Source organism: Agrobacterium sp. 22-214-1 (genome assembly GCF_053522465.1).
Map to the genome: position 1 here is coordinate 434586 of NZ_JBNWCK010000003.1, position 26666 is coordinate 461251.

Sequence of the window (26666 nt, forward strand, 5' to 3'; positions counted from 1 at the left end):
TCTCAAAACAGGAAATAACGCTGCGCCATCGGCAGCACCGTTGCCGGTTCGCAGGTCAAAAGCTCGCCATCCGCCCGCACTTCGTAGGTTTCCGGATCGACCTCGATATGGGGGGTGAGCGAATTGTGGATCATCGACGCCTTGGAAATACCACCGCGCACATTCTTCACCGGCAACAGCTTCTTGGCGACGCCGAGGCGCTGGGCAAGACCGGCATCCAGCGACGCCTGCGAGACGAAGGTGACCGAGGAATTGGTGCGCAGCTTGCCATAGGCGGCGAACATCGGCCGGTAATGCATCGGCTGCGGCGTGGGAATGGACGCATTCGGATCGCCCATCGGGGCGGCGGCAATCGAGCCGCCGAGCAGCACCATCTCCGGCTTCACGCCGAAAAAGGCCGGGTTCCACAACACCAGATCGGCGCGCTTGCCGACTTCGATGGAGCCGATCTCGTGGCTGACACCCTGGGCGATGGCCGGGTTGATGGTATATTTGGCGATGTAACGGCGGACACGGAAATTGTCGTTTTCGCCGGTCTCTTCCTTCAGGCGTCCGCGCTGGCGCTTCATCTTGTCGGCCGTCTGCCAGGTGCGGATCGCCACTTCGCCGACGCGGCCCATGGCCTGGCTGTCGGAAGAGATGATCGAAAACGCGCCGATATCGTGAAGAATATCCTCCGCCGCGATGGTTTCCTTGCGGATGCGGCTTTCGGCAAAGGCGATATCTTCAGGGATGGACGGTGACAGGTGGTGGCACACCATCAGCATGTCGAGATGTTCGGCAAGCGTATTGACGGTATAGGGCCGTGTCGGGTTGGTGGAAGACGGAATGACGTTGGGATTGCCGCAAACCTTGATGATATCGGGCGCGTGCCCGCCGCCCGCCCCTTCGGTGTGGAAGGCATGGATGGTGCGGCCACGGATGGCGGCAACCGTATCTTCCACGAAACCGCTTTCATTCAGCGTATCGGTGTGGATCATCACCTGCACATCGTATTGATCGGCGACCGTCAGGCAATTGTCGATGGCGGCGGGCGTCGTGCCCCAGTCCTCATGCAGCTTCAGCGACGACGCGCCGGCAAGGATCATTTCCTCCAGAGGGGCCGGCAGCGAGGCATTGCCCTTGCCCGCCAGCCCGAGATTCATCGGAAAGGCATCGAAGCTCTCGATCATCCGCTCGATGTGCCAGGCGCCGGTGCAGGTGGTGGCAAGCGTGCCATGCGCGGGGCCGGAGCCGCCGCCCAACATGCAGGTGATGCCGCTCATCAGCGCTTCTTCGATCTGCTGCGGGCAGATGTAATGGATATGCGCATCCATGCCGCCGGCCGTCAGGATCCTGCCTTCGCCGGCAATCGCCTCCGTCGATGGGCCGACGATAATCGTCACACCCGGCTGCGTATCGGGATTGCCAGCCTTGCCGATGGCGTGGATGCGCCCGTTCTTCAGGCCCACATCCGCCTTGTAGATGCCGCTATGGTCAACGATCACCACATTGGTGATGACGGTATCGACCGCGCCTTCGGCCCGCGTCGCCTGGCTCTGGCCCATGCCGTCGCGAATGACCTTGCCGCCGCCGAATTTCACTTCCTCGCCATAGATCGTGTGGTCCTTCTCGATCTCGATGAAGAGTTCGGTATCGGCAAGACGCACCTTGTCGCCAACCGTCGGGCCGAACATGCCGGCATAGGCGGCGCGGGAAATCTTGTAGGGCATGGGCTCAGGCTCCTTCGGACGCGGAGAAAATCGATGTGGGAGAAATTCGTGTCAGCCGGCCCTCGCCCGCAAGGGCTTCGACCAGCTGTTGTTCGGCAGCAAATGGATGGCCACTCCAGCCCTGGTGGCTGAAACCGGCAATGGTCACCTCGTCATCATCGCCGCTGACATTTTCAAGAACATGGGCAATGGCGACGAGGCCGGTGCTGGGGCAGACGTATGGTGCGGGCTTATAGGCTTCGAGCGCCATATCGAGCCTCTCATGCACACCGCGAGAAATAACGACATGGCTCTTGCCGCCAGCTCGTGCGATGGCGGCAAAGCCTTCGGTGTAATCGGCGCAGAAATCGGTCAGTTCCGGCCAGCATGCGCGGATATCCGGTTCCATTTCGGAAAATTTTGCGGGATCACGCACGGACCAGATGACGGCGGCCTGCCGCACACCGTCACTCTCGCGCCATTCGGTCCCCTCGGTCATCTCGAGACCCGGCCGCCCGGTGTTACACACAGCCACAACATCGGTGCGCGTGCCGCCCAGCCCCAGCGACCGGCAATCGTTGAAGCGGATGACGATGTCCGAACGGTCGATGAGCCGGGCTGCGCCCGGCGGCAGTTCCCCATTTCCGACGATCGTGATGCGCCGCCCCATGCGTTCAGAAACCTTCCGACAACTGACGCAATTCTTCCGCCCGCTTGCCGCTCATCTCGGCGAGGCAGGAGGAAATCAGCATCGGTTCCATCGAGCCGCCACGGGCCTGAAAGCCTGAAAGCGCGCAATTTGCGTCACGAAACGCCACCCAGGCGCGCTGGGCAGTCACCAGCGCGTCGGTCGCACCCTTGCCGTCTGCATCCGCCGCCTTGTCGCGCTCGGTGAGCAGCTTGCGCAGCTTCTGATATTCGGCGTTCAACTGTTTGTCGGCCTTTTCGTAATCCTTGCCGGCGCAGATGGTCATGTCCGCCTGCGTCTGCGGGGCCTTGCAATCCGGCTCGCCCTGCGCAGCGGCCGGCATGGACAGGCCGGCGGTCGCGCAGAGAAGCACGGTCGCCAGAAGGACGTTTTTTCGGCTCATCTCCATCGCTCAGGCCGCCGCGCCATCGAAAGCCTGCGGCTTCAACGCCCGGGGATCGACACCATCGAGACAATTGGCATTGACCGCCACCATCGGCGTTCCATCCGGCCCATCGGCGTAAGCAAAGCTCTCGATGCCACAGGTGGAGCAGAAAAGGTGATGAATCTTGTGTTTGTTGAAGAGATATTCCGCCAGCTTGTCCTCGCCGGAAAGCAGCGTGAATTTCTCACGCGGCGCGAAGGCCAGTGTGGAACCCAGGCGCTTGCAGCGCGAACAATTGCAGACGATGGTGTGATCGAGATCGGCATCGACCTCGAAGCTCACATCGCCGCACTGGCAGCTTCCATGATAATGCGCCGTCGCCATTTCATAACCTCCCCATGACCTGTTGACGGAAACCGTAAACCTCGCGCTTGCCGGAAAGCGGCACCAGCGTCACTTCCCGCTTCTGGCCGGGTTCGAAACGAACCGCCGTGCCGGCGGGAATATCGAGGCGCATGCCGCGCGCCTTGTCGCGGTCGAACAGGAGACCGGCATTGGTCTCATAGAAATGATAGTGGCTGCCCACCTGCACCGGCCGGTCGCCCGAATTGGCGACTTCGATGGTCACGGTCGGCTGGCCGGCATTGAGTTCGATGCTGCCCTCTGCGGCAATGATTTCACCGGGTTTCATGGTATTTCCCCTTTTGTCTCAGGCAGCGTTGGCCGCCGTGCAGCCTTCGGCCTTCAGGACGCGCCGTGTCGACGCGGGATTATTGACGAGTTTCGCCGCCGGGCGAACGGGCCTGCGAACCAGCTCACCGCCGCAATTCGGGCAGGCGCCGTGAAGCACATCCGTCACGCAACCAACGCAGAAGGTGCATTCGAACGAGCAGATCATCGCATCCCGGCTGTCGGGAGCAAGATCGCGGTCGCAGCATTCGCAATTGGGCCGAAGCTCCAGCGCCATATTCGCCCCCCTTACCGTATCGGTTCGTGAACGGTCACCAGCTTGGTGCCATCGGGAAACGTCGCTTCCACCTGCACATCATGGATCATCTCGGCAATGCCATCCATCACCTGATCACGGGAAATGACATGCGCCCCGGCTTCCATAAGCTCCGCCACGGCACGGCCGTCGCGGGCGCCCTCGACCACGAAATCGGTAATCAGCGCAATCGCTTCGGGATAGTTCAGCTTCACGCCGCGTTCCAGCCGGCGGCGCGCCACCATGGCGGCCATGGAAATCAGCAGCTTGTCTTTTTCTCTTGGGCTAAGGTTCATCGTGGTCCCGCAGCTTGGAACCTGTTCCGCAAACATGGTTGCGGCAAGCAGATCCGACATGTTGACAGACCCCGAAGGCCGCCGGTTGCCGACGATCCGAAGGGTTTACAGATTCCAGACTTTCGGCACTGGCGCGCCGTTTCGCAAGAGCGAAATGATCGGAAAAAGCAATTTTCTCAAGGAGAAACCATCGGCGGCAGAGACGCGAACGACAAGCTTGCCCTGCCATTCGCTGGCGCCGCCGCTTTCCCCGGCAATAGCCCGGATTTTAGGCAGAAGCGCCTCGGAGAGAGGCCCGATATAAAGCAGAGTGGCAAAGGCGATCTGACCGGCCAGAACCGCCGGTTTCGCAGTCAGCGCCGCTACCTCGCCTTCCAGCAGAAGCTCTTCGGCATGCACCAGCTTACCCCCATGGCGAATGCGCCAACGGTCGCGAAAAAGGCCATGCGTCATCGCCTCGCCCATGGCCTGGCGGCCGAGCAATACAGCTTCGACGGCGATGAATTCGGAGGATTGGTCGAGATCGACTTCGAGCCGGCGGGTCAGCGATGCCCGGTCGAAAAGGATTGTTTCCTGCGGCAGCCAGTGCAATCTGGCGCCCGGCCCGGCGGAAACGCGGGCGGTAACGGTGGCTGTGCCGGAGGATGCCTTGTAGACCTTCTCGCAGGCCTGCGTCGTCACGACAAGCGATGTGCCGGCGCCGGCCACCGCCTGCCATTCAAGTTCGTCTCCGCCGGTCAGGCCGCCGGAGGAATTGATGAGAATGGCTTCGGCTTCGTTCGAAAAGGTTTCCGGCAGGCGGATTTTGGCGCAGCCTTCCTGGAACAGTTCCTCCAGCCGGCTGCGCCCTTCAACTGCTTTGGTTACAATGCGTCCTCTGCCACGGGCGCGCTGCTGCCGGACAGGTTGAGCGTCTTGGCGACCGGAAGGGCCGATGGCTTGCTGTTCTGGCTGCACGCGGTCTCCGAAGCGGTTGCGGAAGTGGATGAGGCCTTTGCGCCGCAATCCTTCTTGACGACGGCATCCACGACCAGCTGCCCTTCCGTATTGCGGAAGAAATCCCACATTCTTTCCGCCGCATCAACCGTGCGCGTTACTTCGCCTGTGGGCATCTTGCGCTCCACGGCCGGTTCCGCCTTCGGCGTCTGTTCGCCGCCCGGTTTGCGGGTAACGACGGCGCTCGCCGCCAGCACTTCCGCCTTCATCGTAGCGCGCGGCCAGGCGTGGTCCCAATCGTTGATGACATAGGACTGAATGCGTGCGCCGGCCTTGCAGACGTCGTAGGAATTGACGGTGAAACTTTCGCCCACCTTGCTTTTGGCGGCGCCCTTGCAGCCGTCCATCTCGGCCCAGCGCTTCAGCGCCGTCTCGCCGCCATATTGCCAATAGGATTTGCCGCCGCCCTGATAGGGGTTGGCGGGATCCTTCAGCCCGGCAAAGGCGATGATCGACATCGGCCGCGCCGGCGTGCAGCTTGCCGCATCCGGTGCCCATTTGCCCTCGGTCTCCAGCGGATAACCCGCGCGCAGCGAGGCGACGAAACCGGCAGCGTTGAAATCCGCGCTGCCATTGCAGATGAATTGCGACAGCATGCGTCCGCCGCCGGAATAACCGGAACCGTAAAAACGCTCCTCATCCACGCAGAACTTGCCCTTCACCATGGTGATGGCATCGCGAATGAAGCCGACCTCGTCCAGCCCGCCCGGACGCTTGGTGACACCGGGAACATTCCAGGCATGGGTGCCGGGCAATTCGCCGTTCAGGCTGCCGGCCAGCGCCACCACCACCAGACCGTCACGCTCGGCCAGCTTGTCCCAGCCGCTGCGGTTCAGCTGGCCATGCGGATTGCTGTTGGAGCCATGGAAATCGAACACCACGGGCAGCGGCTTTTTCCCGTCATAGTCGGAGGGAACAAAATAGACGCCGTCGCGTTTTTCTCCGTTGGAGAGAATGGAAAAATCATGCCTGCCCGGTTCCATGCCGGGTCCGGGCAACTGACCGCAGGTCGATGCCGACGCTGCGACACCGGCGCTCGCGCACATCGCAAGACCCAGAAAAAGGGTGCGAGCGGAGCGGAACAGCCGGGCGGCCCGGCCAATGGCAAAGTCTTGATTCATTGACACGCCTTTATTGGGCACGGTTTTCCCGACGATACGTCGGACGTGCGTGGAATGTAAGGGATCAACTGTCGCGGCGTGCGAATAGACTTTTCCTGTGTCTCGCATGCAGCATTTGCGCTGCCAATATCACAGGCAATTATTCAATGAAATGCTAAAATTACGCATGAAAGCCATGTCGAGACGCATAGGCTTTCAAAATATTAATCGGCCGTTTGCACGCCGTGATCGGCGCGCAAGGATTTTAGTCTCGATTTATACTGTCAGGTGACGCCGCGCTTCCGGCGTATCCAGCGTTTCGGCCAGCCCCTGATGCACGATTTCGCCGCGGTCCATGATGTAGACGTAATCGGCAAGCTCGCGGCAGAAATCCAGATATTGCTCGACCAGCAGGATCGCCATGCCGGTGGAATCGCGCAGATATTTGATCGCCCGGCCGATATCCTTGATGATCGACGGCTGAATACCCTCGGTCGGCTCGTCGAGCACGAGGATTTTCGGCCGCGTCACCAGCGCCCGGCCGATGGCGAGCTGCTGCTGCTGGCCGCCGGAGAGATCGCCGCCGCGCCTTCCCAGCATGGATTGCAGCACCGGAAACAGGCTGAAAATATCGTCGGGAATGAAGCGTTCCTTACGCGGCAGCGGCGCATAGCCGCTTTCGAGATTCTCCTGCACGCTGAGCAGCGGAAAGATTTCCCTCCCCTGCGGCACGTAACCGACACCGCGCTTTGCCCGGTGGTAAGGCGCCAACCCATCCAGCGCCGCCCCTTCAAAGCTGATCGTCCCGGCACTGATGGCGTGCTGGCCGGTAACGGCCCGCAGCAGTGAGCTTTTGCCTACCCCGTTGCGGCCGAGGACGCAGGTGATCTTGCCCATCTCCGCCGTCAGCGAAACGCCGCGCAGGGCCTGCGCCGCGCCGTAATGGAGGTTGATGTTGTCGACGTTCAGCATTTCATCCACCTGTTCTAATTCAGCAATGTTCGTCTCAAAGCCTGCAGGGCGACTTCCTGCTCAGTGGTCTTGTCGCCACCGACCTGGCTGACCTCTTCGGCAATATCGATCAACTGTCGTCTTTCATCGAAATCGAGCGCACCCGCCCACAAATCGCGAAATCTGCGGATCGGGTCTTCGGGATTGATGACATTTCTGGATGCCCATTCTCCGAAGACGATAATTTCTTCCATATCCGCCGGCGAAATGATGTCTCTCATCTTTTCACGGACAACTTTTTTTGCCGCTTCGAGATACATCGGCTTTTCATTGGCCAGGCACATGAAAAATGCCACAGCAGCAATCGCAGGATCGCGAATGGACGCGATTGGTGCGACTTCGGCCTTTTTCCGAAATGCCCTGCGCTTATAGGCACCGCGCATTTTCTCGACGGTATCGATGATTTCGCTACCCGCCTCACGCGCCATCTTCAATCGCCAATACCAGACAGCCGCCCCGCCGATTGCCATAACCAGAATTCCGATCAACGCCATTCAATCAACTCCAGATTTTAAATTTTTCAACTTAAATCCGGTTATTATTACAGGCACAAGTAGACGCCCGTTCTTTCTATCGCCCCAGATAATTCTCAATCACCTTCGGATCGTTCGACACGAAATCAATCGATCCCTCCGCCAGCACCGAGCCTTCGGCAAGGCATGTCACCTTCACCCCCAGTTCGCGGATGAAACCCATGTCGTGCTCCACCACCACCACCGAACGGGTCTTGGCGATTTCCTTCAAAAGCACGGCGGTTTCGGCGGTTTCCGCATCCGTCATGCCCGCCACCGGCTCGTCCACCAGCAAGAGCTTCGGCTCCTGCGCCAAGAGCATGCCGATTTCCAGCCATTGTTTCTGGCCGTGCGAGAGGTTGGCGGCGAGATCGCCGCGGCGGTGGCCGAGGCGCACAGTGGCGAGGATTTCCTCGATGCGGGCCTTGTCTTCCTCCGTCAGCCGGTAAAACAGCGTCGCGAACACGCCGCGCTTGCGGTTGAGCGCCAGTTCCAGATTGTCCCACACGGTATGGCTTTCGAACACCGTCGGCTTCTGGAATTTCCGCCCTATGCCGAGCTGGGCGATATCCGCCTCGTCCTTTTTGGTGAGGTCGATGCTGTCTTCGAACAGCACCGTGCCCGTATCCGGCCTTGTCTTGCCGGTGATGATATCCATCATCGTCGTCTTGCCGGCGCCGTTCGGGCCGATGATGGCGCGCAGCTCACCCGGCTCCACCACGAAGGAGAGCGAGTTGAGCGCCCTGAAACCATCGAAGGAAACGGAAACGCCATCGAGATAAAGCAGGCTTTTCGTTCTGTTTTCGGAAACCGTGTTCATGTCCGCCTCACTCCGCCGCCTGTTGCGCCACTGTCGAGCCGCTGTCATTGCCCAGCTGGGCGTCGCCTGCCGCAAGCGCGACCCGCTTTTCGCGCCGCCGGGCCAGATAGTGTTGCAGCGTGCCGACGATGCCCTTGGGGAAGAACAGCGTCACCGCGATGAACAGCCCACCCAGCGCAAACAGCCAGAATTCGGGGAAAGCGCCGGTGAAATAGCTCTTGCCGCCATTGACCAGGACAGCCCCGATGATCGGCCCGATCAGCGTGCCGCGCCCGCCCACCGCCGTCCACACCACCACTTCGATGGAGTTGGCGGGCGAAAATTCGCCGGGATTGATGATGCCCACCTGCGGCACGAACAGCGCACCGGCAATGCCCGCCATCATGGCCGACACGACGAAGGTGAAAAGCTTGATGTTTTCCACCCGGAAACCGAGGAAACGCACACGGCTTTCGGCATCGCGCACGCCCACCAGCACCTTGCCGAATTTGGAATTGACGATGCCGGAGGCGATCAACAGCGAGAACGCCAGCATCACCGCCGTCATGGCAAACAGCACGGCGCGCGTGCCATCCGCCTGCACGGAAAAGCCGAGAATATCCTTGAAATCGGTCAGCCCATTATTGCCGCCGAAACCCATGTCGTTGCGGAAGAAGGCGAGCAGCAGGGCGTAGGTCATGGCCTGGGTGATGATGGAGAGATAAACGCCGTTGACACGCGAGCGGAAGGCGAACCAGCCGAACACGAAGGCGAGCAGCCCCGGCACGACAAGCACCATCAGCGCCGCAAACCAGAACATGTCGAAGCCCTGCCAGAACCACGGCAGTTCCTTCCAGTTGAGGAACACCATGAAATCGGGCAGCACCGGATGGCCATAAACCCCGCGCGTGCCGATCTGCCGCATCAGATACATGCCCATGGCATAACCACCGAGCGCGAAGAAGGCGGCATGGCCGAGCGAGAGAATGCCGCAATAACCCCAGACGAGATCGAGCGCGAGCGCGAGCAGCGCATAGGCCAGATATTTGCCCAGCATCGACATGATATAGGTCGGAATGCGGAACGCGCTGTCGGCCGGCAAAAGCAGGTTGGAGGCCGGCACCAGCACGGCGATGGCCAGAATGATGCCGATGGCGATGGAGATGCGGCGGTCGAGCGCGCGCAGGAGGAAGCCGGTAATCATGCTTCGATCGCCCTTCCCTTGAGTGCGAAGAGACCGCGCGGCCGCTTCTGGATGAACAGGATGATGAGAACGAGCACAAGTATCTTGCCAAGCACGGCGCCGACCGTTGGCTCAAGGAACTTGTTGAGCACGCCGAGAGACAGGGCGCCAACCAGCGTTCCCCAGAGATTGCCGACGCCGCCGAACACCACCACCATGAAGCTGTCGATGATGTAGCTCTGGCCGAGATTGGGCGAGACATTGTCGATCTGCGACAGCGCCACGCCGGCGAGACCGGCAACGCCCGAACCGAGCGCGAAGGTAAAGGCATCCACCCAGGGGGTGCGAATGCCCATGGAAGAGGCCATGCGGCGGTTCTGGGTCACGGCGCGCATCTGCAACCCGAAGGCGGAGCGCTTCAGGAGAACCAGCAGCGCGAAGAACACCGAAAGCGAGAAGCAGACGATCCACACCCGGTTCCAGGTGAAATTGAGATAACCGACGCTGAAGGAGCCGGACATCCAGCTCGGGCTACCGACTTCCCGGTTGGTGGGGCCGAAGATGGAGCGCACGCCCTGTTGCAGGATGAGCGAGATGCCCCAGGTGGCGAGCAGCGTTTCGAGCGGCCGCCCGTAAAGAAAGCGAATGACGCCACGCTCCATCACGAGGCCGACGAAGGCCGTCACCAGAAAGGCGGCGGGCAGAGCGATGGCGAGCGACCAGTCGAACAGGCCGGGGAAATGCGTGCGGATCACCTCCTGCACCATGAAGGTGGAGTAAGCGCCGATCATCACCATCTCGCCATGCGCCATGTTGATGATGCCCATCACGCCGAAGGTGATGGCAAGGCCGATGGCGGCGAGCAAAAGCACGGAACCGAGCGACAGGCCGTACCAGACGTTCTGCGCATAGTCCCAGAAGGCAAGGGAGCTTTCGATGCTCGATATGGCGCTGTCGATATCCGGTTTCAGGCTCTGATCCACCGACGAGGAAGCCGCCATGAGAATGCCGATGGCATCGCGCCCGCCAAGGCTCTTGATGGTGGCGATTGCCTCTTTCTTCTGTTCGAGCGACCGTTCGGAGGAGAGCAGCGAGACAGCCCGCGCCTCCTCCATCCGGGTCCGCACCTCAGTATCGGTCTCCCTGGCGATGGCCGCTTCCAGCAGTTCGAGATTTTCCGCGCTTGGCGCTTTCAGAACGGCGTCTGCCGCGGAAAGCCGCACGGATTTTTCCGGGCTGAGCAGGGTCAGGCCGCCGAGTGCGGCGCGGATGACCCGGCGCAGATTATTGTTGACCTTGATCTTGCTGACAGCCGCCTTCGGCGCTTCACCCGCACTTTCGCCCGTCAGCGGGTCGATCAGCGTAAAATTGGAACCTGCCGGTTTCGTCATGAAAACCAGATTGTCGGCCTTGCGCACGTAAAGATCGCCCGCCGCAAAAGCCTCGAGCGCCGGCACGACACGCGCATCGCCCGTGGCGGCAATCTGCCCGATCAGCACTTCGGCCTGCTTGAAATCCGCCGTGCCGAGCTGGTCGATCAGCGCCTTCGGCTCGCTTTGCGCGAAGGATTGGGCTGCGATCCCCAGGGTGAGCCAGAGGAAGATGGCTCCGAGAAAAGATCGGATCGTCATGTCGGGTTCCTTGGGCGTTTTACGACAGGGCGTTTGTGGGTAATGCCACTTGAGTATGCCGCTCACCCCCCTCTGCCCTGCCGGGCATCTCCCCCACAAGGAGGGAGATCGGCAAGGCGCGCCTGCGTCGCTCCATCTCAACCAATGAGAAGGGCGAAACCTTGCCTCGAGTCGATCTCCCCACCTGTGGGGGAGATGCCCGGCAGGGCAGAGGGGGGCATGCTTGTTCAGTTTCCAATGATAAAACCGCCCCCAACAACGGGGGCGGCAACCACCCGCTATCAGCTACCCTTGCCGCCGCACTTCCCACTGGCCACATTGAAGTTGCCGCAAGACATCGGCTTCCTCCAGTCCGAGATCAGATCCTTCGAGTCCGGCAGGTAATCCGACCACTCGTCACCCACGACCTGCGGCGTCTGCTGCACGATTTCGAACTGGCCATCGGCCTGGATTTCGCCGATCAGCACCGGCTTGGTGATGTGGTGGTTCGGCATGACGGTGGAGTAGCCGCCCGAAAGGTTCGGCACGGAAACACCGATGATCGAGTCGAGAACCTTGTCCGTATCGGTGGTGCCGGCGGATTCCACGGCCTTTACCCAGGCGTTGAAGCCGATATAGGCGGCTTCCATCGGGTCGTTGGTCACGCGCTTGTCGTTCTTGGTGAAGGCATGCCAGGTCTTGATGAATTCCGCATTGACCGGCGCATCGACGGACTGGAAGTAGTTCCAGGCGGCAAGGTGGCCGACCAGCGGTGCGGTATCGAGACCGGCAAGCTCTTCTTCACCGACCGAGAAGGCGACGACGGGAATGTCTTCAGCCTTGATGCCCTGGTTCGCCAGTTCCTTGTAGAAAGGCACGTTGGCGTCGCCGTTGATGGTGGAAACCACGGCGGTCTTCTTGCCGGCCGAGCCGAATTTCTTGATGTCGGACACGATCGTCTGCCAGTCGGAATGACCGAACGGCGTGTAGTTGATCATGATGTCCTCTTCCTTGACGCCTTTCGACATCAGGTAGGCCTTCAGGATCTTGTTGGTGGTCTGCGGATAGACATAGTCCGTGCCGGCCAGAACCCAGCGCTCCACACCTTCGGTGCTGGCGAGGTAGTCTACGGCCGGAATGGCCTGCTGGTTCGGTGCAGCACCCGTGTAGAAGATGTTGCGCGAGGATTCTTCACCCTCGTACTGAACCGGATAGAACAGGATCGAGTTCAGTTCCTCGAAGACCGGCAGCACGGATTTGCGCGAGGAAGACGTCCAGCAGCCAAAAACGGCGGCGACCTTGTCCTGCGAAATCAGCTGGCGGGCCTTTTCGGCAAAGAGCGGCCAGTCGGAAGCCGGATCGACCACCACGGCTTCGAGTTTCTTGCCGAGCACGCCGCCCTTCTTGTTCTGCTCGTCGATGAGCATCAGCATGGCGTCCTTCAGCGTGGTTTCTGAAATTGCCATGGTCCCGGACAGCGAATGCAGCACGCCGACCTTGATGGTGTCGTCAGCGGCAAAAGCGCCATGGAAGGCGGTGGTGGACAGGATCGCGCCAAGCAGCGCGGCACTAAGCGTCTTGCGGAATATCATCGGAAGAACCCCTCTCCTTGTTGGCCTCTCGTGGAGGCTCAGCGGCATCTGCGGCCGCTGCTGGGAGGGACTATCGATCTCGTGAGAGCGAAACCGTATACGTCAATTGACGTAGGCGGGGTGGCGAAAGGTGCATGAGGGGGATAAGCTGAACCTGAAGGTGCCTGTCTGTGAAGCAGGAGGCCTCAGCTTGTTTCTTCTCCCCGCCGGGGAGAAGTCCGCAGCAGCGGGATGAGAGGGCGAGCGCCGCGATATACGGAGGGGTTGCCCCTCATCCGACCCTTCGGGCCACCTTCTCCCCGGCGGGGAGAAGAAATGCACGGCACGGTCTCACATCAGGAATGCGACCATCAGGAATGCGGCTTATCGTTCCGCTCTTCGTCGCGGATCGCATCGTCGTGATACCACGAACCGAAATCGATATGCGGCTCCTGCGCCTGACGCTCGAGGTCGCTGAGGCTGCTGTTGCGGAACTTGGAAAGACCCGCGCGCCCGCCGACCGGGAATTGATAGATCGTTGCCGTCTCGCGATGAATGCCAGTTGCCATTTCGATCATCTCACTTTGTTTGCATCGAAGCACTTTATGTCTGGAGCTAACCCGCAAAGACCAGATTCGCTCCGTTTGATTAAAAAAAAATCACCTTGCGAAAAATATAGGCATTAATCGTCTCATCTACAAGAAAAACCATTCCGAAAGCGCCGGTTTTTGGGGCAAATGCCAATCCCTCGCGCGCAACCGAAATCATTGCACCGCAACAGGGCACTCCGCCGGGAGACGCCGGCTATCTATCAGGATTCAATGATGAAACATGAGGGGTGAATTTGCCTGCCGCAGTGCAGCAGAACCAGCCACGCGTGATATCCAGGCTCCTGCGCGACAGGGCCCCTGAAAGATTTTTCGAAAAAATCGCCTGATATCGCCAATCTGGCACGCGGCATGCATCTAAGGGGTCAGCCCTTGAACGCGAATGCGCTTCGGTGGCCAAAGCCACGGGAGGCCTCAAGGCTTCGCATTGTTACCTATGAGAGGTTCGTAATGACTAAGTTCAAACTCGAGTACATCTGGCTGGACGGATACAAGCCGGTCCCCAACCTGCGCGGCAAGACCCAGATCAAGGAATTCGACGAATTCCCCACACTCGAGCAGCTGCCGCTTTGGGGCTTTGATGGCTCGTCCACGCAGCAGGCCGAAGGCCACTCGTCGGATTGCGTGCTGAAGCCCGTCGCGATCTATCCCGACCCGGCCCGCTCCAACGGTGCACTCGTCATGTGCGAAGTCATGATGCCCGATGGCGTCACCCCGCATGCTTCGAACAGCCGCGCAACCATCCTCGACGACGAGGACGCATGGTTCGGCTTCGAACAGGAATATTTCTTCTACCAGGACGGCCGCCCGCTCGGCTTCCCGGAACAGGGTTACCCGGCTCCGCAGGGTCCTTATTACACCGGCGTCGGCTTCAAGAATGTCGGTTCGGTTGCCCGCGAAATCGTTGAAGAACACCTCGATCTCTGCCTCGAAGCCGGCATCAACCACGAAGGCATCAACGCCGAAGTGGCCAAGGGCCAGTGGGAATTCCAGGTATTCGGCAAGGGCTCCAAGCGCGCCGCCGACCAGATCTGGATCGCCCGTTACCTGCTGCTGCGTCTTTGCGAACAGTACGGCATCGACGTCGAATTCCATTGCAAGCCGCTCGGCGATACCGACTGGAACGGTTCGGGCATGCACTGCAACTTCTCTACCAAGTTCATGCGCGAAGTTGGCGGCAAGGACTATTTCGAAGCCCTCATGGCCGCTTTCGCCAAGAACTGGAAAGAGCACATCGACGTTTACGGTCCGGACAACCATCTGCGCCTGACCGGTAAGCACGAAACCGCTCCGTGGAACAAGTTCTCCTACGGCGTTGCCGACCGTGGCGCCTCGATCCGCGTTCCGCATTCCTTCGTCAACAACGGTTACAAGGGTTACCTCGAAGACCGTCGTCCGAACTCGCAGGGCTGCCCTTACCAGATCGCTTCCGTCGTTCTGAAGACGATCGCAGAAGTGCCGCTCGCAAAGTCGGCTGCTGCCTGATAAGCCAAGACATGGCGTCGCCCGCAACCGGGCGACGCCATTTTTCTGTCCACCGAACGGCCGGGCCGGTCAGGCGACCTTTCGCCGAGCGCCGCACACGGCATAGTCTTCCCATACGCAAGCTCAAACAAGCGGCGTGGCTTTGACCAACAGCCTCGGATTTTCCGAAAACCGCACCGTCGTTTTCGGTCCGACGCTCTAAAGCAAGAAGGTGAGCGATGGGCATTCTCCAGAAATTCTCTCTCGAAAACCGCACGGCCATCATCACCGGCAGCGGCCGCGGCCTCGGTTTTGAAATTGCCAGCGCCTTTGCCGAAGCGGGCGCGCATGTGTGGCTGACCGGCCGCAATGCCGAAACGCTGGAACAGGCGGTCGACACATTGCGCAAGGCTGGCGGCAAGGCCGATTACGCCGCCTTCGATATTGCCGATACCGCAGCCGGCAGCGCTCTCGTCCGCCGTATCATGGACGAGTTCGGCCATCTCGATATCCTCGTCAACAATGTCGGCGCGCGCGACCGCCGCCCGCTTGCCGAATTCAGCGATGAGGATGTGCTGGAATTGATCCGCACCGACCTCACCTCCTCCATCTCGCTCTCGCGCGACGCAGCGGAGGCCATGAACACCAATGGTTACGGCCGCATCATCACCATCACCTCCATTCTCGGCCACATCGTCCGGCCGGGGGATGCGATCTATCCCGTCGCCAAACAGGGGCTGACCGGGCTGATGCGGGCGATTGCCGTGGAATATGGCGCACGCGGCATCACCAGCAACGCCATCGCACCTGGCATGTTCGCCACCGAAACCAATGCCGCCCTTGCCGAAAATCCTGAGATGGTGGCCTTCGCCAGGCTACGCGTGCCGCTGGAGCGCTGGGGCCGGCCGGATGAGATCGCCGGCGCTGCCCTGTTTCTGGCCAGCGACGCGGCCTCCTTCGTCAACGGCCATGTGCTGACGGTGGATGGCGGCATGTCGGTGCGGCTGTGAGAGGCCCGTTGCGGAAAGGCGCTCGATAGGTATGGCCGCACGGCAACGCATCATCCCCGTCAGGCGCGAATATAACCGCTGGGTCGCCAACCAGACGCTGGAAGATTATGCGCTGCGCTTCACCGCCAAGAGCGCCCGGCAATTTTCCTCCAACCGCATTTCCCACACCGCCATCGGCGCGATTTCCTTTCTGGCGCTGGAAGCCATCGGCGGGGCTATCACGCTCTCCTATGGCACCACCAACGCCTTTTACGCCATCCTCGTCGCCGCCATTGCCATGCTGGCCGTCGGCCTGCCGATCAGCCGTTACGCCATCCGCCACGGTGTCGATATTGATCTTCTGACGCGCGGCGCGAGCTTCGGTTATATCGGCTCCACCATCACCTCGCTGATCTATGCCGCCTTCACCTTCATGCTCTTCGCCATCGAAGCGTCGATCATGTCCGGCGCGCTTGAACTGGCGCTCGGCATTCCGCTCTGGATCGGCTACATCATCTCCGCCGTCATGGTCATTCCGCTCGTCACCCATGGCGTGCGGCTCATCAGCCGTTTCCAGATCATCACCCAGCCCTTCTGGATCATCCTCAACGTCCTGCCTTTCGTGTTCATCGCTTTGTTGGACTGGGAAAAATACGATCTCTGGCGCGCCTTTGCCGGCATTCATCACGCCTCGGGGCCGCCGGGAACGGTCGCGGATTTCAACCTCGTGGAATTCGGCGCCGCCTCCGCCGTCATTCTGGCGCTGATGTCGCAGATCGGCGAACAGGTGGACTTCCTGCGCTTCCTGCCGGCCGAAGGGCAAAGCCGCCTGCGCCACCGCATTGCGGTTTTCCTGGCGGGCTCCGGCTGGGTCGTCGTCGGCGTGCCGAAGCTGCTCGCCGGCTCCTTCCTCGTGGTGCTCACCTTCAGTTCCGGCGTCTCGGTGGATCGCGCCGCCGATCCGGCGCAGATGTATCTCACCGCCTTCGGTTACATGATCCCCAACGAGACGGCCGCCATGCTGCTGATGGTCGCCTTCGTGGTTGTCTCGCAGCTGAAGATCAACGTCATGAACGCCTATGCGGGTTCGCTCGCATGGTCAAATTTCTTCTCACGTCTCACCCACAGCCACCCCGGCCGCGTCGTCTGGCTGGTCTTCAACGTGGCGATCGCGCTGCTTCTGATGGAGCTCGGCATTTACCGGCTGCTGGAAGAAACGCTCGGCATCTTTTCCATCATCGCCATGGCGTGGCTCTGCACCATCTCCGCCGATCTCTTCATCAACAAGCCGCTCGGCCTTGCCCCGCCCGGCATCGAATTCAAGCGCGCCCATCTTTACGACATCAACCCGGTCGGCGTCGGCTCCATGGCGCTTTCGGCCACCATCGCGCTGATGGCGCATTTCGGCGCCTTCGGCCCGCTCGCCGCCTCGCTCGCGCCCTATCTGACGCTCATCGTCGCCTTCATCGCCTCGCCGCTGATTGCATGGGGCACGAAGGGCAAATTCTACCTCGCCCGCAAGCCGCGCCAGAAATGGCGCGAAGAAAGCAGCATCACCTGCTCCATCTGCGAGCACCCTTTCGAGCCGGAAGACATGGCCTGGTGTCCGGCCTATGCCGCGCCGATCTGTTCGCTCTGCTGCTCGCTGGACAGCCGCTGCCACGACATGTGCAAGCCGAAGGCCAAGCTGAACTATCAGGTCGCCACCGTCGCGAAATCCTTCCTGCCGGATCAACTGGTGGCCAAACTCGCCACCCGGCTCGGACGCTACGGCATGGCGGCGGCGATTGCCGTCACCGCCATCGGCGGCATTCTCGCGATGATCGCCCATCAGGTCGGCACCGCCTCGCCGGAAACGGCCGATGTGGTGAACCGCACCATCCTCATCGTATTTTTTGTCTTCGCCGTCATTGCCGGCATCGTCTGCTGGTTCCTCGTGCTTGCCCATGACAGCCGCGTGGTGGCGGAAGAAGAATCCTCGCGTCAGAACACGTTGCTGCTGAAGGAAATCGCCGCCCACAAGAAGACCGACGCCGCGCTTCAGGACGCCAAGGAAACGGCCGAGGCCGCCAACCGCGCCAAGAGCCGTTATGTGGTGGGCCTCAGCCATGAATTGCGTACGCCGCTCAATGCCGTCCTGGGTTATGCCCAGATTCTCGAGCGCGACGACACCATTCCCCCGCCCCGGCAATCGGCCATCAAGGTCATTCGCCGCTCGGCCGATCACCTGTCCGGCCTGATCGACGGGCTTCTCGATATTTCCAAGATCGAGGCCGGCCGTCTGCAGGTCTATTCCAACGAGATCAATATTCAGGATTTCCTCGACCAGATCGTCGACATGTTCCGCCCGCAGGCGCAGGCCAAGGGGCTGGAGTTCCGCCATGACCGGTCGCGGGCCCTGCCGCAATATGTCCGCACCGATGAAAAGCGGCTGCGCCAGATCCTCGTCAACCTGCTCTCCAACGCCATCAAATTCACCGACGAGGGCGCCGTCACCTTCGATGTCGGTTATCGCAGCCAGGTGGCGAGTTTCACCGTCTCCGATACCGGCCGCGGCATTGCCGAAAAAGACCTCGCCCGCATCTACGAACCATTCCAGCGCGGCGAGGCAGACAGCGTGCGCCCCATGCCGGGCCTCGGCCTCGGCCTGACCATCACAAGGCTCCTCACCAATACGCTCGGCGGCGAAATTTCCGTTTCCAGCGCAAAGGATGAAGGCTCCACCTTCCGCGTGCGCCTCATGCTCTCTGCCGTGCACCGGCCAAGCACGGCGCCGGCGGCGGAAAAGACCATCCGCTCCTATTCCGGCCCGCGCCGCACCATCGTCGTGGTCGATGATAATGAGGATCATCGCGAGCTGATGCGGCAGGTGCTCTCGCCGCTGGATTTCGTGGTGCTGACGGCGCAAAGCGGGCCGGAATGCCTGACGCTCATCGAAGGCGTGAAGCCGGACCTCTTCCTCATCGATATTTCCATGCCCGGCATGACCGGCTGGCAGCTTGTGACGAAACTGCGTGAAGCCGGCCAGACCGCCCCGCTCATCATGCTCTCGGCCAATATCGGTGACGGGACAGTGGCGGGTGCTGGAGAAGACAACCACAATGACGCCATCGCCAAGCCTGTCGATATCCGCCAGCTTTGCGACAGGCTTGCCGTACATCTCGGCCTGAAATGGATCTACGAGGCGGATATGCCGCCTCCGCCATCGCCGCCGCCCGTGGCGCAGATCGTCCATCCCGGCGCAATTCACATTCAGGATTTGCAGCGGCTCGGCGAAATAGGCTACATACGCGGCATCGAGGCGAAACTCGCCGATCTTGCCCGCAACACGGAAAACCTGCCCTTCACGCAGGAGCTCGGCACCTATGTGCAGGCCTTCGATCTGGCCGGTTACGCGCATTTTCTCAAACGGTTTGCGGATAGAGACACGGGAGACGGCAAGGCATGAGCGGTCAGGCGGCGGCGGCCCCGAGAGACATCGTATTGCTGGTGGATGACAGCCCGGAAGCGCTCGGGTTCCTCACCGATGCGCTGGAACAGTCAGGCTTTTCCGCCCTCATCGCCACCTCGGGACAGGCCGCGCTCAACATTGCCGAACGCATCACGCCCGATATCATCCTGCTCGACGCCGTCATGCCGGCCATGGACGGTTTCGAGACCTGCCGCCGCCTGAAGGCCAATGCTGCGGTGGCGCAGGTGCCCGTCATCTTCATGACCGGGCTGACCGAAACCGAACATGTGGTGCGGGCGCTCGAAGCCGGCGGTGTCGATTATCTGACCAAGCCGATCAACATCGACGAGCTGCGCGCCCGCATCCGCGTCCATCTCTCCAATGCCCGCTCGGCGCAAAGCGCCCGCGTCGCGCTCGACGCCGCCGGCCGCCACCTGCTCGCCGTGCGCGCCAATGGCGCCATCCACTGGTCGACGCCGCAGGCGACGCGGCTGGTCAACGCCGCCACCGGCCGCGACGACGGCATGGAAATCGTCACCAGCCATATCGGCCGCTGGCTCGCAGAACGGGCGGCGGCGGAAACCGGCCGCGACGTGCCGCTGACGATCACCGAGGCCGGGCGGCCCGCCCTGCAATTGTCCTTCCTCGGCGCCATGGGGCCGGATGAATTCCTCTTCCGCCTCACCGCCGCCAATGAGAAATCCGGCGACCACCTGCTGCGCGAGCATTTTTCCCTCACCGCCCGGGAATCGGAAGTGCTGCTGTGGATCGCCAGGGGCAAGTCCAACCGCGATATCGGCGATATCCTCGGCCTTTCCGCAAGAACCGTGAACAAGCATCTGGAGCAGATCTATGTGAAGCTCGGGGTGGAAAACCGGGCATCGGCGGCCGTGAAGGCGGCACATATATTGCATCAGGAGTGACGACAGCGCTGAGTGTGGTAAGGTTCGGCCAACATATATTTTCTGCTTGAGCGCAGCGTCCGCTCATTGGTCGAGCGGCGGCCCCTCGTTTCTTCTCCCCGAGGGGGAGAAGTCCGCGGCAGCGGGATGAGGGGGCAAGGGTAGCGATATCCGGCAACGTTGCCCCCTCATCCGACCCTTCGGGCCACCTTCTCCCCCTCGGGGAGAAGAAACAGGCGGCGACGCCGCACCCCATTCCCCCATACATGCCTCGCATCCCCCAACAAGAAGGACGTTCCCATGGACCGTTTCATCATCCTTTCCGGCTGCTCCGGCGGCGGAAAATCCACGCTTCTCGCCGAGCTTGCCCGACGCGGTTTCGCCACCGTGGAAGAACCCGGCCGCCGCATCGTCATTGAAGAAACCCGCAAGGGCGGCACGGCCCTTCCGTGGATCGACATCGAAGCCTTCGCCCGCCGCGCCATCGCCATGGCGCTCGAAGACCGGCAAAAGGCCCCGCCGGAAGGCCCGGTCTTCTTCGATCGCGGTCTGATCGACGCCGCCTCCGCGCTTCGCCATATAAATGGCGATGCCTTCATCGAGACGCTGGTGGCTGCACACCGCTATAATCGTCTGGTCTTCCTCACCCCGCCATGGCCGGAAATCTACAGGGGCGACAGCGAGCGCAAGCATGGCTTCGATGCGGCGGTCGAGGAATATGAGCGTTTGCTCCGCGACTATGACGAGCTTGGTTACGATATTTCCGTGCTTCCGAAATCCGGCATAGGGGAACGCGCGGACTTTATTCTGACGCGAATCGACTGAGGCGCTCTGGCAAGAGAATGGGCTTCAGCGGTTTTCGAGCAATTGCGAGACGGTGACAAACTCAAACCCGCGTTGACGCAGACCGTCGATGATCAAGGGCAAAGCGTGCCTGGATATCTCGCGGCTTCGATACATGACGTGCATGATGATTACGGAGCCGTTTCCGGTCCGCTCGATGACGTGCCTGGCGAAGGCGGCCGCATCCTCGGCGACATCGGGAAAGGATTCCGGTTCGACATCCCACATGATGGTTTTCCGGTCATGCCGGGAAAGATACCAGGGCAAGGTGAGCAGCTTCTTGCCATAGGGCGGGCGAAACATGATCTCGCCTTCGTAACCCGCAGCCCGAATGGCCGCATCGGTGCGCTCGATCTCTTGCCCGATCCGCGCCGGCCCCATCAGCATCATGTTGGAATGCGTGTAACTATGGTTGCCGATCTGATGCCCGTCGCTGACGATCATTCGCGCCTGCGGTAGAGTCTCTTCGGTCTCCTGACCGGTCAAAAAGAAAGTCGCTTTTACCCCGCGCTCCCTCAGGATCGCCAAAACATCAGGCGTGAAACGCACCGACGGCCCGTCGTCGAAAGTCAGCGCCACCATCGGCCTTGTTGTTTCGACCCTTGCGATGATGCCGCCGAATAATTGCGTCGTCCGGGATTTGCTGAAGAAATGCAGGCCGACGAGCGCTGTCGCCAGCACGGCGAGAACAAGGAAGAGCGACACGGCTCGCTTTGTCGTCATTGCCATCCCTCATTGCAGTTCCCGAGAGGATTAGTTTCCTGCCTTGTTGTCCCTAGTGTGGCCGAGACCGCAAACAAAAAGCCCGGCATCGCTGCCGGGCTTCGAGAGGGTGTCGCAGAAGGGCTTAGCTGCCCTGCTGGATGTAGGTGAACTTGCCGTCCGGACCCTTCTTCCATTCGTACATGACGTAGCCGGGAAGCTTCGGGTCGCCCTTCTCGTCGAAGGAGATCTCGCCGAGCGCGGTCGGGAAGGTGCCGGACTTCAGGGCCTCGGCAACCTTTTCCGGCTCCACGGAACCGGCGGCCTTCGCCGCACCGGCAATCGCCTGCATCGCGGCATAGGAGTAGAGCGTGTAGGCTTCCGGGTTGAAGCCGGCAGCCTTGAACTTCTCTACCAGTTCCTTGTTTTCCGGGCGCAGCGTCGGATCGGGGCCGAAGGTGTTGAGCGTGCCTTCGACGGCGTCGCCGGCGATGGAAGCAAGTTCGTTCGAGACGATACCGTCGCCCGAAACGAGCTTGGCCTTCAGGCCCTGGTCAGCCGCCTGGCGGATGATGAGGCCGGCTTCAGTGTGCAGGCCGCCCCAGTAGATGATGGAAACGCCGGCTTCCTTCATCTTGGAGATCAGCGCGGAGAAGTCCTTGTCGCCGACGTTGACGCCTTCATACATGACTTCCGTCACGCCAGCCGCATTGGCAGCCTTCTTGGTTTCATCTGCAAGGCCCTGACCGTAAGGCGTCTTGTCGTGAATGATGGCGACCTTGGCGTCCTTGAAATGATCGGCCAGGTACTTGCCGGCAATGCCGCCCTGCTGGTCGTCACGGCCGCAGGTACGGAACGTGTTCCACAGGCCGCGCTCGGTGAAGACCGGGTTGGTTGCGGCGGGTGTGATTTCGAGAATGCCGTTTTCGGCGTAAACTTCAGAAGCCGGAATGGAAACGCCGGAGTTGAAGTGACCGACAACGAATTTCACGCCGTCAGCGACGAACTTGTTGGCAACCGAAATACCCTGCTTGGGGTCGGATACGTCGTCGCCCAGCACGATCTTGATCTGCTCGCCATTGATACCGCCGGCGGCATTGATGTCTTTCGCGGCCTGTTCGGCACCCTTCTGGATCTGAGCGCCGAAAGCAGCGTTCGGGCCGGTCAGCGGTGCGCCGACAGCGATCACGACATCGGCCCAGGCCGAACCGCCAAACGCGACCATGGCGGTCAGCGCAACAGCGGAAAGAAGAGACTTCTTCATTACTTTACTCCCAGTTCCTTTGGATGGGTTGATTGCAAGGACCTGTTCAGTACCCACCTTCACTGAACAGGAAACTGTTCCACTCTGACGAGCATTGTGCAGCCGGAAAAATCCGCCTGTCAATCTTTCTTCTTGTAGGAAAATGCCGATGTCCGGTCGTAAAGCCAATAGTAGTTATTGACCATCTGGCTCGTCCGGCGCGTGCGGAAACCGACGCTGGAAAAAACCAGAAGAAGAACGACGTCAAACACGTAATAGAAGCCGTTGATGAACGGCCCGTTGAACAGCGCGTGATGCAGAAACCGCATCACCACACCCAGAGCGAGCGTGTAGATCACCACCCGCGTATAACCGCCCCAGCCATCGGCCACGGACTTGCCCGTGCGCCATGCCGTCCAGAAACCCAGAAGAACAACCAGCGCGCGCAGAACATACCGCACGCCGTTATCCGTTTCGAAAAAAAGGCCCTGCATCTCTTTCCCCATCAGTGCCGGGCTGAAACGCCCTGACCCTGCCTTGTCTGTCGTCCCGTCGTTTTCCCGCCGGGCATTTTATTGTTTGCACCCCGCCATGGTTCCTTAAGGTTTGGCCGAAAGGACGACAGGCCGCCGTTTGCAGTCTTGCGCCGCAAAATTTCCGGCGCAAGTAAAATCTTTCAGTGCCGTCCGCCTTCGAGATAGGCGGCGCGCACCTGCGGATCGGCGAGCAGTTCCCTGCCCGAACCGCTCATCGTCACCTTGCCGTTGACCATCACATAAGCGCGGTCGGAAAGCTTGAGCGCGGCAAAGGCGTTCTGCTCCACGAGGAAGACAGTCAGCCCCTCTTCCTGGTTGAGTTTCTTGATCGCCTCGAAAATGCCCTTGACGATCAAGGGTGCGAGACCGAGCGACGGCTCGTCCAGCAGCAGGAGCTTCGGCCGTGCCATCAGCGCGCGACCGATGGAGAGCATCTGCTGCTCGCCGCCGGAAAGCGTGCCGCCGCGCTGGCTCTGGCGCTCCTTCAGGCGCGGGAACATCACGAAGATCTTCTCGACGTCTTCCTTGAAATATTTCAGGTTATCGAGATTGGCGCCCATCTGCAGGTTTTCCAGCACCGTCATGCGCGGGAAAATCCGGCGGCCTTCGGGCGACTGGGCAATGCGCTTGCGCGCGATCAGATGGGTCGGCAGATGGGTAATGTCCTCGCCGTCGAAGATCACCTGGCCGGCACGCGCCTGCGGGCTGCCGCAGATCGTCATCATCAGCGTCGACTTGCCGGCGCCGTTGGCGCCGATCAGACTGACGATCTCACCCTTTTTGACCTCGACATCGACACCGGCCAGAGCACGGATATTGCCATAATAGGTTTCGACACCCTGGACTTTCAGAAGCGGTTCACCGGACATCAGGCCGCTCCTCCGTCGAGTTCTTCCGCAATCACGTCTTCCACTTCATCATCCTCGACACCCAGATAGGCGGCGATGACCTTCGGGTCGTTCTTCACATGGTCCGGCGTGCCGTCGGAAATCTTCTGGCCATATTCCAGAACCACCACATGGTCGGAAATCTGCATCACCACGGACATGTCGTGCTCGATGAGGAGCAGCGATGTGCCCTCGTCGCGGATGCCGCGCAGGAGCGCGTTGAGCGCCAGCGATTCCTTCGGGTTGAGGCCGGCGGCCGGCTCGTCGAGGCACAGCAGCTCCGGCCCCGTGCACATGGCGCGGGCGATTTCCAGACGGCGCTGCGCACCATAGGGAAGGTCGCCGGCCGGGTCGTCGGCGCGGTCGATCAGATCGGCCTTTTCCAGCCAGTATTTGGCCTTTTCGATAGAGGCATCCACCGCCCGCCGGTAAGCGGGCAGGCCGAGAAGACCGAGGATCGTGTAACCCGAGGCCTTCATCAGCGCATTGTGCTGCGCCACCAGCAGGTTTTCCAGAACCGTCAGCCCCGAAAACAGGCGGATGTTCTGGAAGGTGCGCGCCACCTTGGCCTTCTTGGTGATTTCGAAATCCGGCAGGCGCTCGAGAAGATGCGCCTCGCCGCTTTGCTGGCGCATGGTAATCATGCCCATGGTCGGCTTGTAGAAGCCGGTGATGCAGTTGAAAACCGTGGTCTTGCCCGCACCGTTGGGGCCGATCAACGCCGTGATCTCGCCGCGCTTCGCCTCGAACGAGAAGTCGTTGATGGCCATCAGGCCGCCGAAGCGCATCGAGAGATGTTCGACCTTGAGGATCGTATCGCCAGTCGTATTGGGTGTCATTGTTGCCGTTCCGGAAGCCATCAACCGTGACCTTCCTTGGTAAAGCTGCCGGAGACGGCCTTGCGTTCCTTGAGGAAGGCCGTGGGTTCACGCGAGCCGACGAAGCCGCGCGGCTTGAACAGCATGACGATGACCATGGCAAGGCCGAAGAGCAGCATACGGTAAAGTTCAGGCGTGAAGTCAGGCCCGAAGACATGCTTCAGGAACTCCATTTCGCGCAGAAGCTCGGTGCCGCCGACCATGACCAGCGCCGCAATGGCGATACCCGTCAGCGAGCCCATGCCGCCAAGAACGACGATGGCGAGAATGACGGCGGATTCGAGGAACACGAAGCTTTCCGGCGAAACGAAACCCTGGCGCGCGGCGAAGAAGGAGCCGGCGAAACCGCCGAACATCGCACCCGTCGCAAAGGCGGTGAGCTTGGTGATGACGGTATCGATGCCGAGCGAACGGCAGGCGATCTCGTCCTCGCGCAGCGCTTCCCACGCACGGCCGATTGGCATGCGGCGCAGGCGGATGGTCACATAGGCCGTCAGCATGCAAAGCAGCAGGATCACATAGAACAGAAAGATCTTGTAATAGGCCGATGACATCGACAGGCCGAAGGCCTTGGCGAAATTGTTGGACGCGCCGACATCGAAGGACCAGATGCCGAAGACGGACGCCTTGGCGATGCCCGAAATACCGAAGGTGCCCTTGGTCACATCCGTCCAGTTCAAAAGCACGAGGCGGATGATTTCACCGAAGGCGAGCGTCACGATTGCCAGATAGTCGCCGCGAAGACGAAGCACCGGAAAACCGAGAATGATGCCCCAGAAACCCGCGAGAATGCCGGCGACCGGCAGGAGCACCCAGAAGGACAGGCCGAAATGGCTGGAGAGCAGCGCATAGGAATAGGCGCCGACCGCATAAAAGGCCACGTAACCGAGATCGAGCAGGCCGGCGAGGCCGACGACGATGTTGAGGCCCCAGGCCAGCATCACATAGATCAGGATCTGGATGCCGAAATTGTCGACAAATTTCAGCGAACCCTGAAAGCCGAACAATTGCACGGCGATAACGGGATAAAGCAGCAGCAGGACCAGCGCCAGCTTCAGGAAGTGCTTGTGGAAAAAGCCCTTCTCTTCGGAAATCTCCAGCACGCCGCTCTTGGCCTTGGCCAGCTTGCGACGATCGAGCGACGGCTTGATGAAGCCGACCACGAGGAAACGGCCGACAGCGGCAATGCCGACGAAGACCGCCAGAAGCCCCCAGCGGGTGCCCCAGATCAGCTGGTTGTTGATATCCTGATAGGTGACGATGCCGACATAAAGAATGAACATGCCGAACGAGATGAGGCCCGCAATCAGGCCCTCCTTCACAGCCGCCGCCATCA

At 60.8% G+C, this 26666-nt stretch carries 27 protein-coding genes; 5 read left to right on the plus strand and 22 right to left on the minus strand.

Annotated elements, in window-relative coordinates; genetic code table 11:
- Positions 1–2 precede the first annotated feature (2 nt).
- From ureC to ACQZ5G_RS15135, 16 genes are all read right to left on the minus strand, one after another.
- On the minus strand, positions 3–1712 hold the full coding sequence (ureC, locus tag ACQZ5G_RS15060) for an urease subunit alpha (protein WP_003520603.1): 1710 nt from the start codon (positions 1710–1712) through the stop codon (positions 3–5).
- Between the two features lie 4 nt (positions 1713–1716).
- On the minus strand, positions 1717–2361 hold the full coding sequence (locus ACQZ5G_RS15065; RefSeq protein ID WP_003520604.1) for a hypothetical protein: 645 nt from the start codon (positions 2359–2361) through the stop codon (positions 1717–1719).
- Between the two features lie 4 nt (positions 2362–2365).
- Entirely contained in the window at positions 2366–2782 is a 417-nt protein-coding gene (locus tag ACQZ5G_RS15070; RefSeq protein ID WP_003520605.1) for a lysozyme inhibitor LprI family protein, read from the minus strand.
- A gap of 9 nt (positions 2783–2791) precedes the next feature.
- Entirely contained in the window at positions 2792–3148 is a 357-nt protein-coding gene (locus ACQZ5G_RS15075; RefSeq protein WP_003520606.1) for a GFA family protein, read from the minus strand.
- A 1-nt stretch (position 3149) separates the two neighbouring features.
- Positions 3150–3455, minus strand: a complete 306-nt coding sequence (locus tag ACQZ5G_RS15080; RefSeq protein ID WP_003520607.1) for an urease subunit beta — start codon at positions 3453–3455, stop codon at positions 3150–3152.
- An 18-nt stretch (positions 3456–3473) separates the two neighbouring features.
- Positions 3474–3731 (minus strand): DUF1272 domain-containing protein, encoded by a 258-nt coding sequence (locus ACQZ5G_RS15085; protein ID WP_003520608.1) that lies wholly within the window; start codon positions 3729–3731, stop codon positions 3474–3476.
- Positions 3732–3742: 11 nt separating this feature from the next.
- Positions 3743–4045, minus strand: coding sequence for an urease subunit gamma (locus ACQZ5G_RS15090; RefSeq protein WP_003520609.1), 303 nt, complete (start codon positions 4043–4045; stop codon positions 3743–3745).
- Between the two features lie 105 nt (positions 4046–4150).
- A complete protein-coding gene (locus ACQZ5G_RS15095) occupies positions 4151–5002 on the minus strand; it encodes an urease accessory protein UreD (protein WP_003520610.1) in 852 nt (283 codons plus the stop codon).
- Positions 4909–6162 carry an alpha/beta hydrolase family esterase gene (locus ACQZ5G_RS15100; RefSeq protein ID WP_448736460.1) on the minus strand — a complete coding sequence of 418 codons (1254 nt, stop codon included), beginning with the start codon at positions 6160–6162 and terminating at the stop codon, positions 4909–4911. The genes ACQZ5G_RS15095 and ACQZ5G_RS15100 overlap by 94 nt, the downstream gene beginning before the upstream one ends.
- 255 nt (positions 6163–6417) lie before the next feature.
- The gene (urtE, locus tag ACQZ5G_RS15105) at positions 6418–7113 is read right to left on the minus strand and encodes an urea ABC transporter ATP-binding subunit UrtE (RefSeq protein ID WP_031233384.1); all 696 of its coding nucleotides are present in this window, start codon (positions 7111–7113) and stop codon (positions 6418–6420) included.
- 14 nt (positions 7114–7127) lie between these two features.
- The gene (locus ACQZ5G_RS15110; RefSeq protein ID WP_448736459.1) at positions 7128–7646 is read right to left on the minus strand and encodes a hypothetical protein; all 519 of its coding nucleotides are present in this window, start codon (positions 7644–7646) and stop codon (positions 7128–7130) included.
- A 76-nt stretch (positions 7647–7722) separates the two neighbouring features.
- Positions 7723–8484: an urea ABC transporter ATP-binding protein UrtD gene (gene urtD, locus ACQZ5G_RS15115; protein ID WP_080850989.1), complete on the minus strand. Its 762-nt coding sequence runs from the start codon at positions 8482–8484 to the stop codon at positions 7723–7725.
- 7 nt (positions 8485–8491) lie between these two features.
- The gene (gene urtC / locus ACQZ5G_RS15120) at positions 8492–9667 is read right to left on the minus strand and encodes an urea ABC transporter permease subunit UrtC (protein WP_448736458.1); all 1176 of its coding nucleotides are present in this window, start codon (positions 9665–9667) and stop codon (positions 8492–8494) included.
- Positions 9664–11277 carry an urea ABC transporter permease subunit UrtB gene (gene urtB / locus ACQZ5G_RS15125; protein WP_003520617.1) on the minus strand — a complete coding sequence of 538 codons (1614 nt, stop codon included), beginning with the start codon at positions 11275–11277 and terminating at the stop codon, positions 9664–9666. The genes urtC and urtB overlap by 4 nt, the downstream gene beginning before the upstream one ends.
- A 281-nt stretch (positions 11278–11558) precedes the next feature.
- The gene (gene urtA / locus ACQZ5G_RS15130) at positions 11559–12848 is read right to left on the minus strand and encodes an urea ABC transporter substrate-binding protein (protein WP_003520618.1); all 1290 of its coding nucleotides are present in this window, start codon (positions 12846–12848) and stop codon (positions 11559–11561) included.
- A gap of 350 nt (positions 12849–13198) precedes the next feature.
- Positions 13199–13405, minus strand: a complete 207-nt coding sequence (locus tag ACQZ5G_RS15135; RefSeq protein ID WP_003520619.1) for a DUF2735 domain-containing protein — start codon at positions 13403–13405, stop codon at positions 13199–13201.
- A 480-nt stretch (positions 13406–13885) separates the two neighbouring features.
- On the opposite strand from ACQZ5G_RS15135, the gene ACQZ5G_RS15140 reads away from it, so the two are divergent.
- The 5 genes from ACQZ5G_RS15140 to ACQZ5G_RS15160 all read left to right on the plus strand — a co-directional run bounded on the left by ACQZ5G_RS15140 (position 13886) and on the right by ACQZ5G_RS15160 (position 21066).
- Positions 13886–14920, plus strand: a complete 1035-nt coding sequence (locus ACQZ5G_RS15140; RefSeq protein WP_003520621.1) for a glutamine synthetase beta-grasp domain-containing protein — start codon at positions 13886–13888, stop codon at positions 14918–14920.
- A gap of 218 nt (positions 14921–15138) precedes the next feature.
- Positions 15139–15909 carry an SDR family oxidoreductase gene (locus ACQZ5G_RS15145; RefSeq protein WP_003522910.1) on the plus strand — a complete coding sequence of 257 codons (771 nt, stop codon included), beginning with the start codon at positions 15139–15141 and terminating at the stop codon, positions 15907–15909.
- 31 nt (positions 15910–15940) lie between these two features.
- Complete coding sequence (locus ACQZ5G_RS15150; RefSeq protein ID WP_448736457.1) at positions 15941–19336, plus strand: hybrid sensor histidine kinase/response regulator; 3396 nt, start codon at positions 15941–15943, stop codon at positions 19334–19336.
- Complete coding sequence (locus ACQZ5G_RS15155) at positions 19333–20262, plus strand: response regulator (protein WP_448736456.1); 930 nt, start codon at positions 19333–19335, stop codon at positions 20260–20262. The genes ACQZ5G_RS15150 and ACQZ5G_RS15155 overlap by 4 nt, the downstream gene beginning before the upstream one ends.
- A gap of 279 nt (positions 20263–20541) precedes the next feature.
- Entirely contained in the window at positions 20542–21066 is a 525-nt protein-coding gene (locus tag ACQZ5G_RS15160; RefSeq protein WP_448736455.1) for an AAA family ATPase, read from the plus strand.
- Positions 21067–21090: 24 nt separating this feature from the next.
- On the opposite strand, the gene ACQZ5G_RS15165 is transcribed toward ACQZ5G_RS15160, so the two are convergent.
- The 6 genes from ACQZ5G_RS15165 to livM all read right to left on the minus strand — a co-directional run bounded on the left by ACQZ5G_RS15165 (position 21091) and on the right by livM (position 26664).
- On the minus strand, positions 21091–21807 hold the full coding sequence (locus ACQZ5G_RS15165) for a polysaccharide deacetylase family protein (protein ID WP_448736454.1): 717 nt from the start codon (positions 21805–21807) through the stop codon (positions 21091–21093).
- Between the two features lie 124 nt (positions 21808–21931).
- Positions 21932–23050: a branched-chain amino acid ABC transporter substrate-binding protein gene (locus tag ACQZ5G_RS15170; protein ID WP_003522916.1), complete on the minus strand. Its 1119-nt coding sequence runs from the start codon at positions 23048–23050 to the stop codon at positions 21932–21934.
- A 119-nt stretch (positions 23051–23169) separates the two neighbouring features.
- On the minus strand, positions 23170–23523 hold the full coding sequence (locus ACQZ5G_RS15175) for a DUF6867 family protein (RefSeq protein ID WP_003522917.1): 354 nt from the start codon (positions 23521–23523) through the stop codon (positions 23170–23172).
- A 182-nt stretch (positions 23524–23705) separates the two neighbouring features.
- Positions 23706–24434, minus strand: a complete 729-nt coding sequence (locus tag ACQZ5G_RS15180; RefSeq protein WP_003522918.1) for an ABC transporter ATP-binding protein — start codon at positions 24432–24434, stop codon at positions 23706–23708.
- Positions 24434–25312, minus strand: coding sequence for an ABC transporter ATP-binding protein (locus tag ACQZ5G_RS15185; RefSeq protein WP_003522919.1), 879 nt, complete (start codon positions 25310–25312; stop codon positions 24434–24436). The genes ACQZ5G_RS15180 and ACQZ5G_RS15185 overlap by 1 nt, the downstream gene beginning before the upstream one ends.
- On the minus strand, positions 25312–26664 hold the full coding sequence (gene livM / locus ACQZ5G_RS15190; RefSeq protein ID WP_371259707.1) for a high-affinity branched-chain amino acid ABC transporter permease LivM: 1353 nt from the start codon (positions 26662–26664) through the stop codon (positions 25312–25314). The genes ACQZ5G_RS15185 and livM overlap by 1 nt, the downstream gene beginning before the upstream one ends.
- Between the last annotated feature and the right edge of the window lie 2 nt (positions 26665–26666).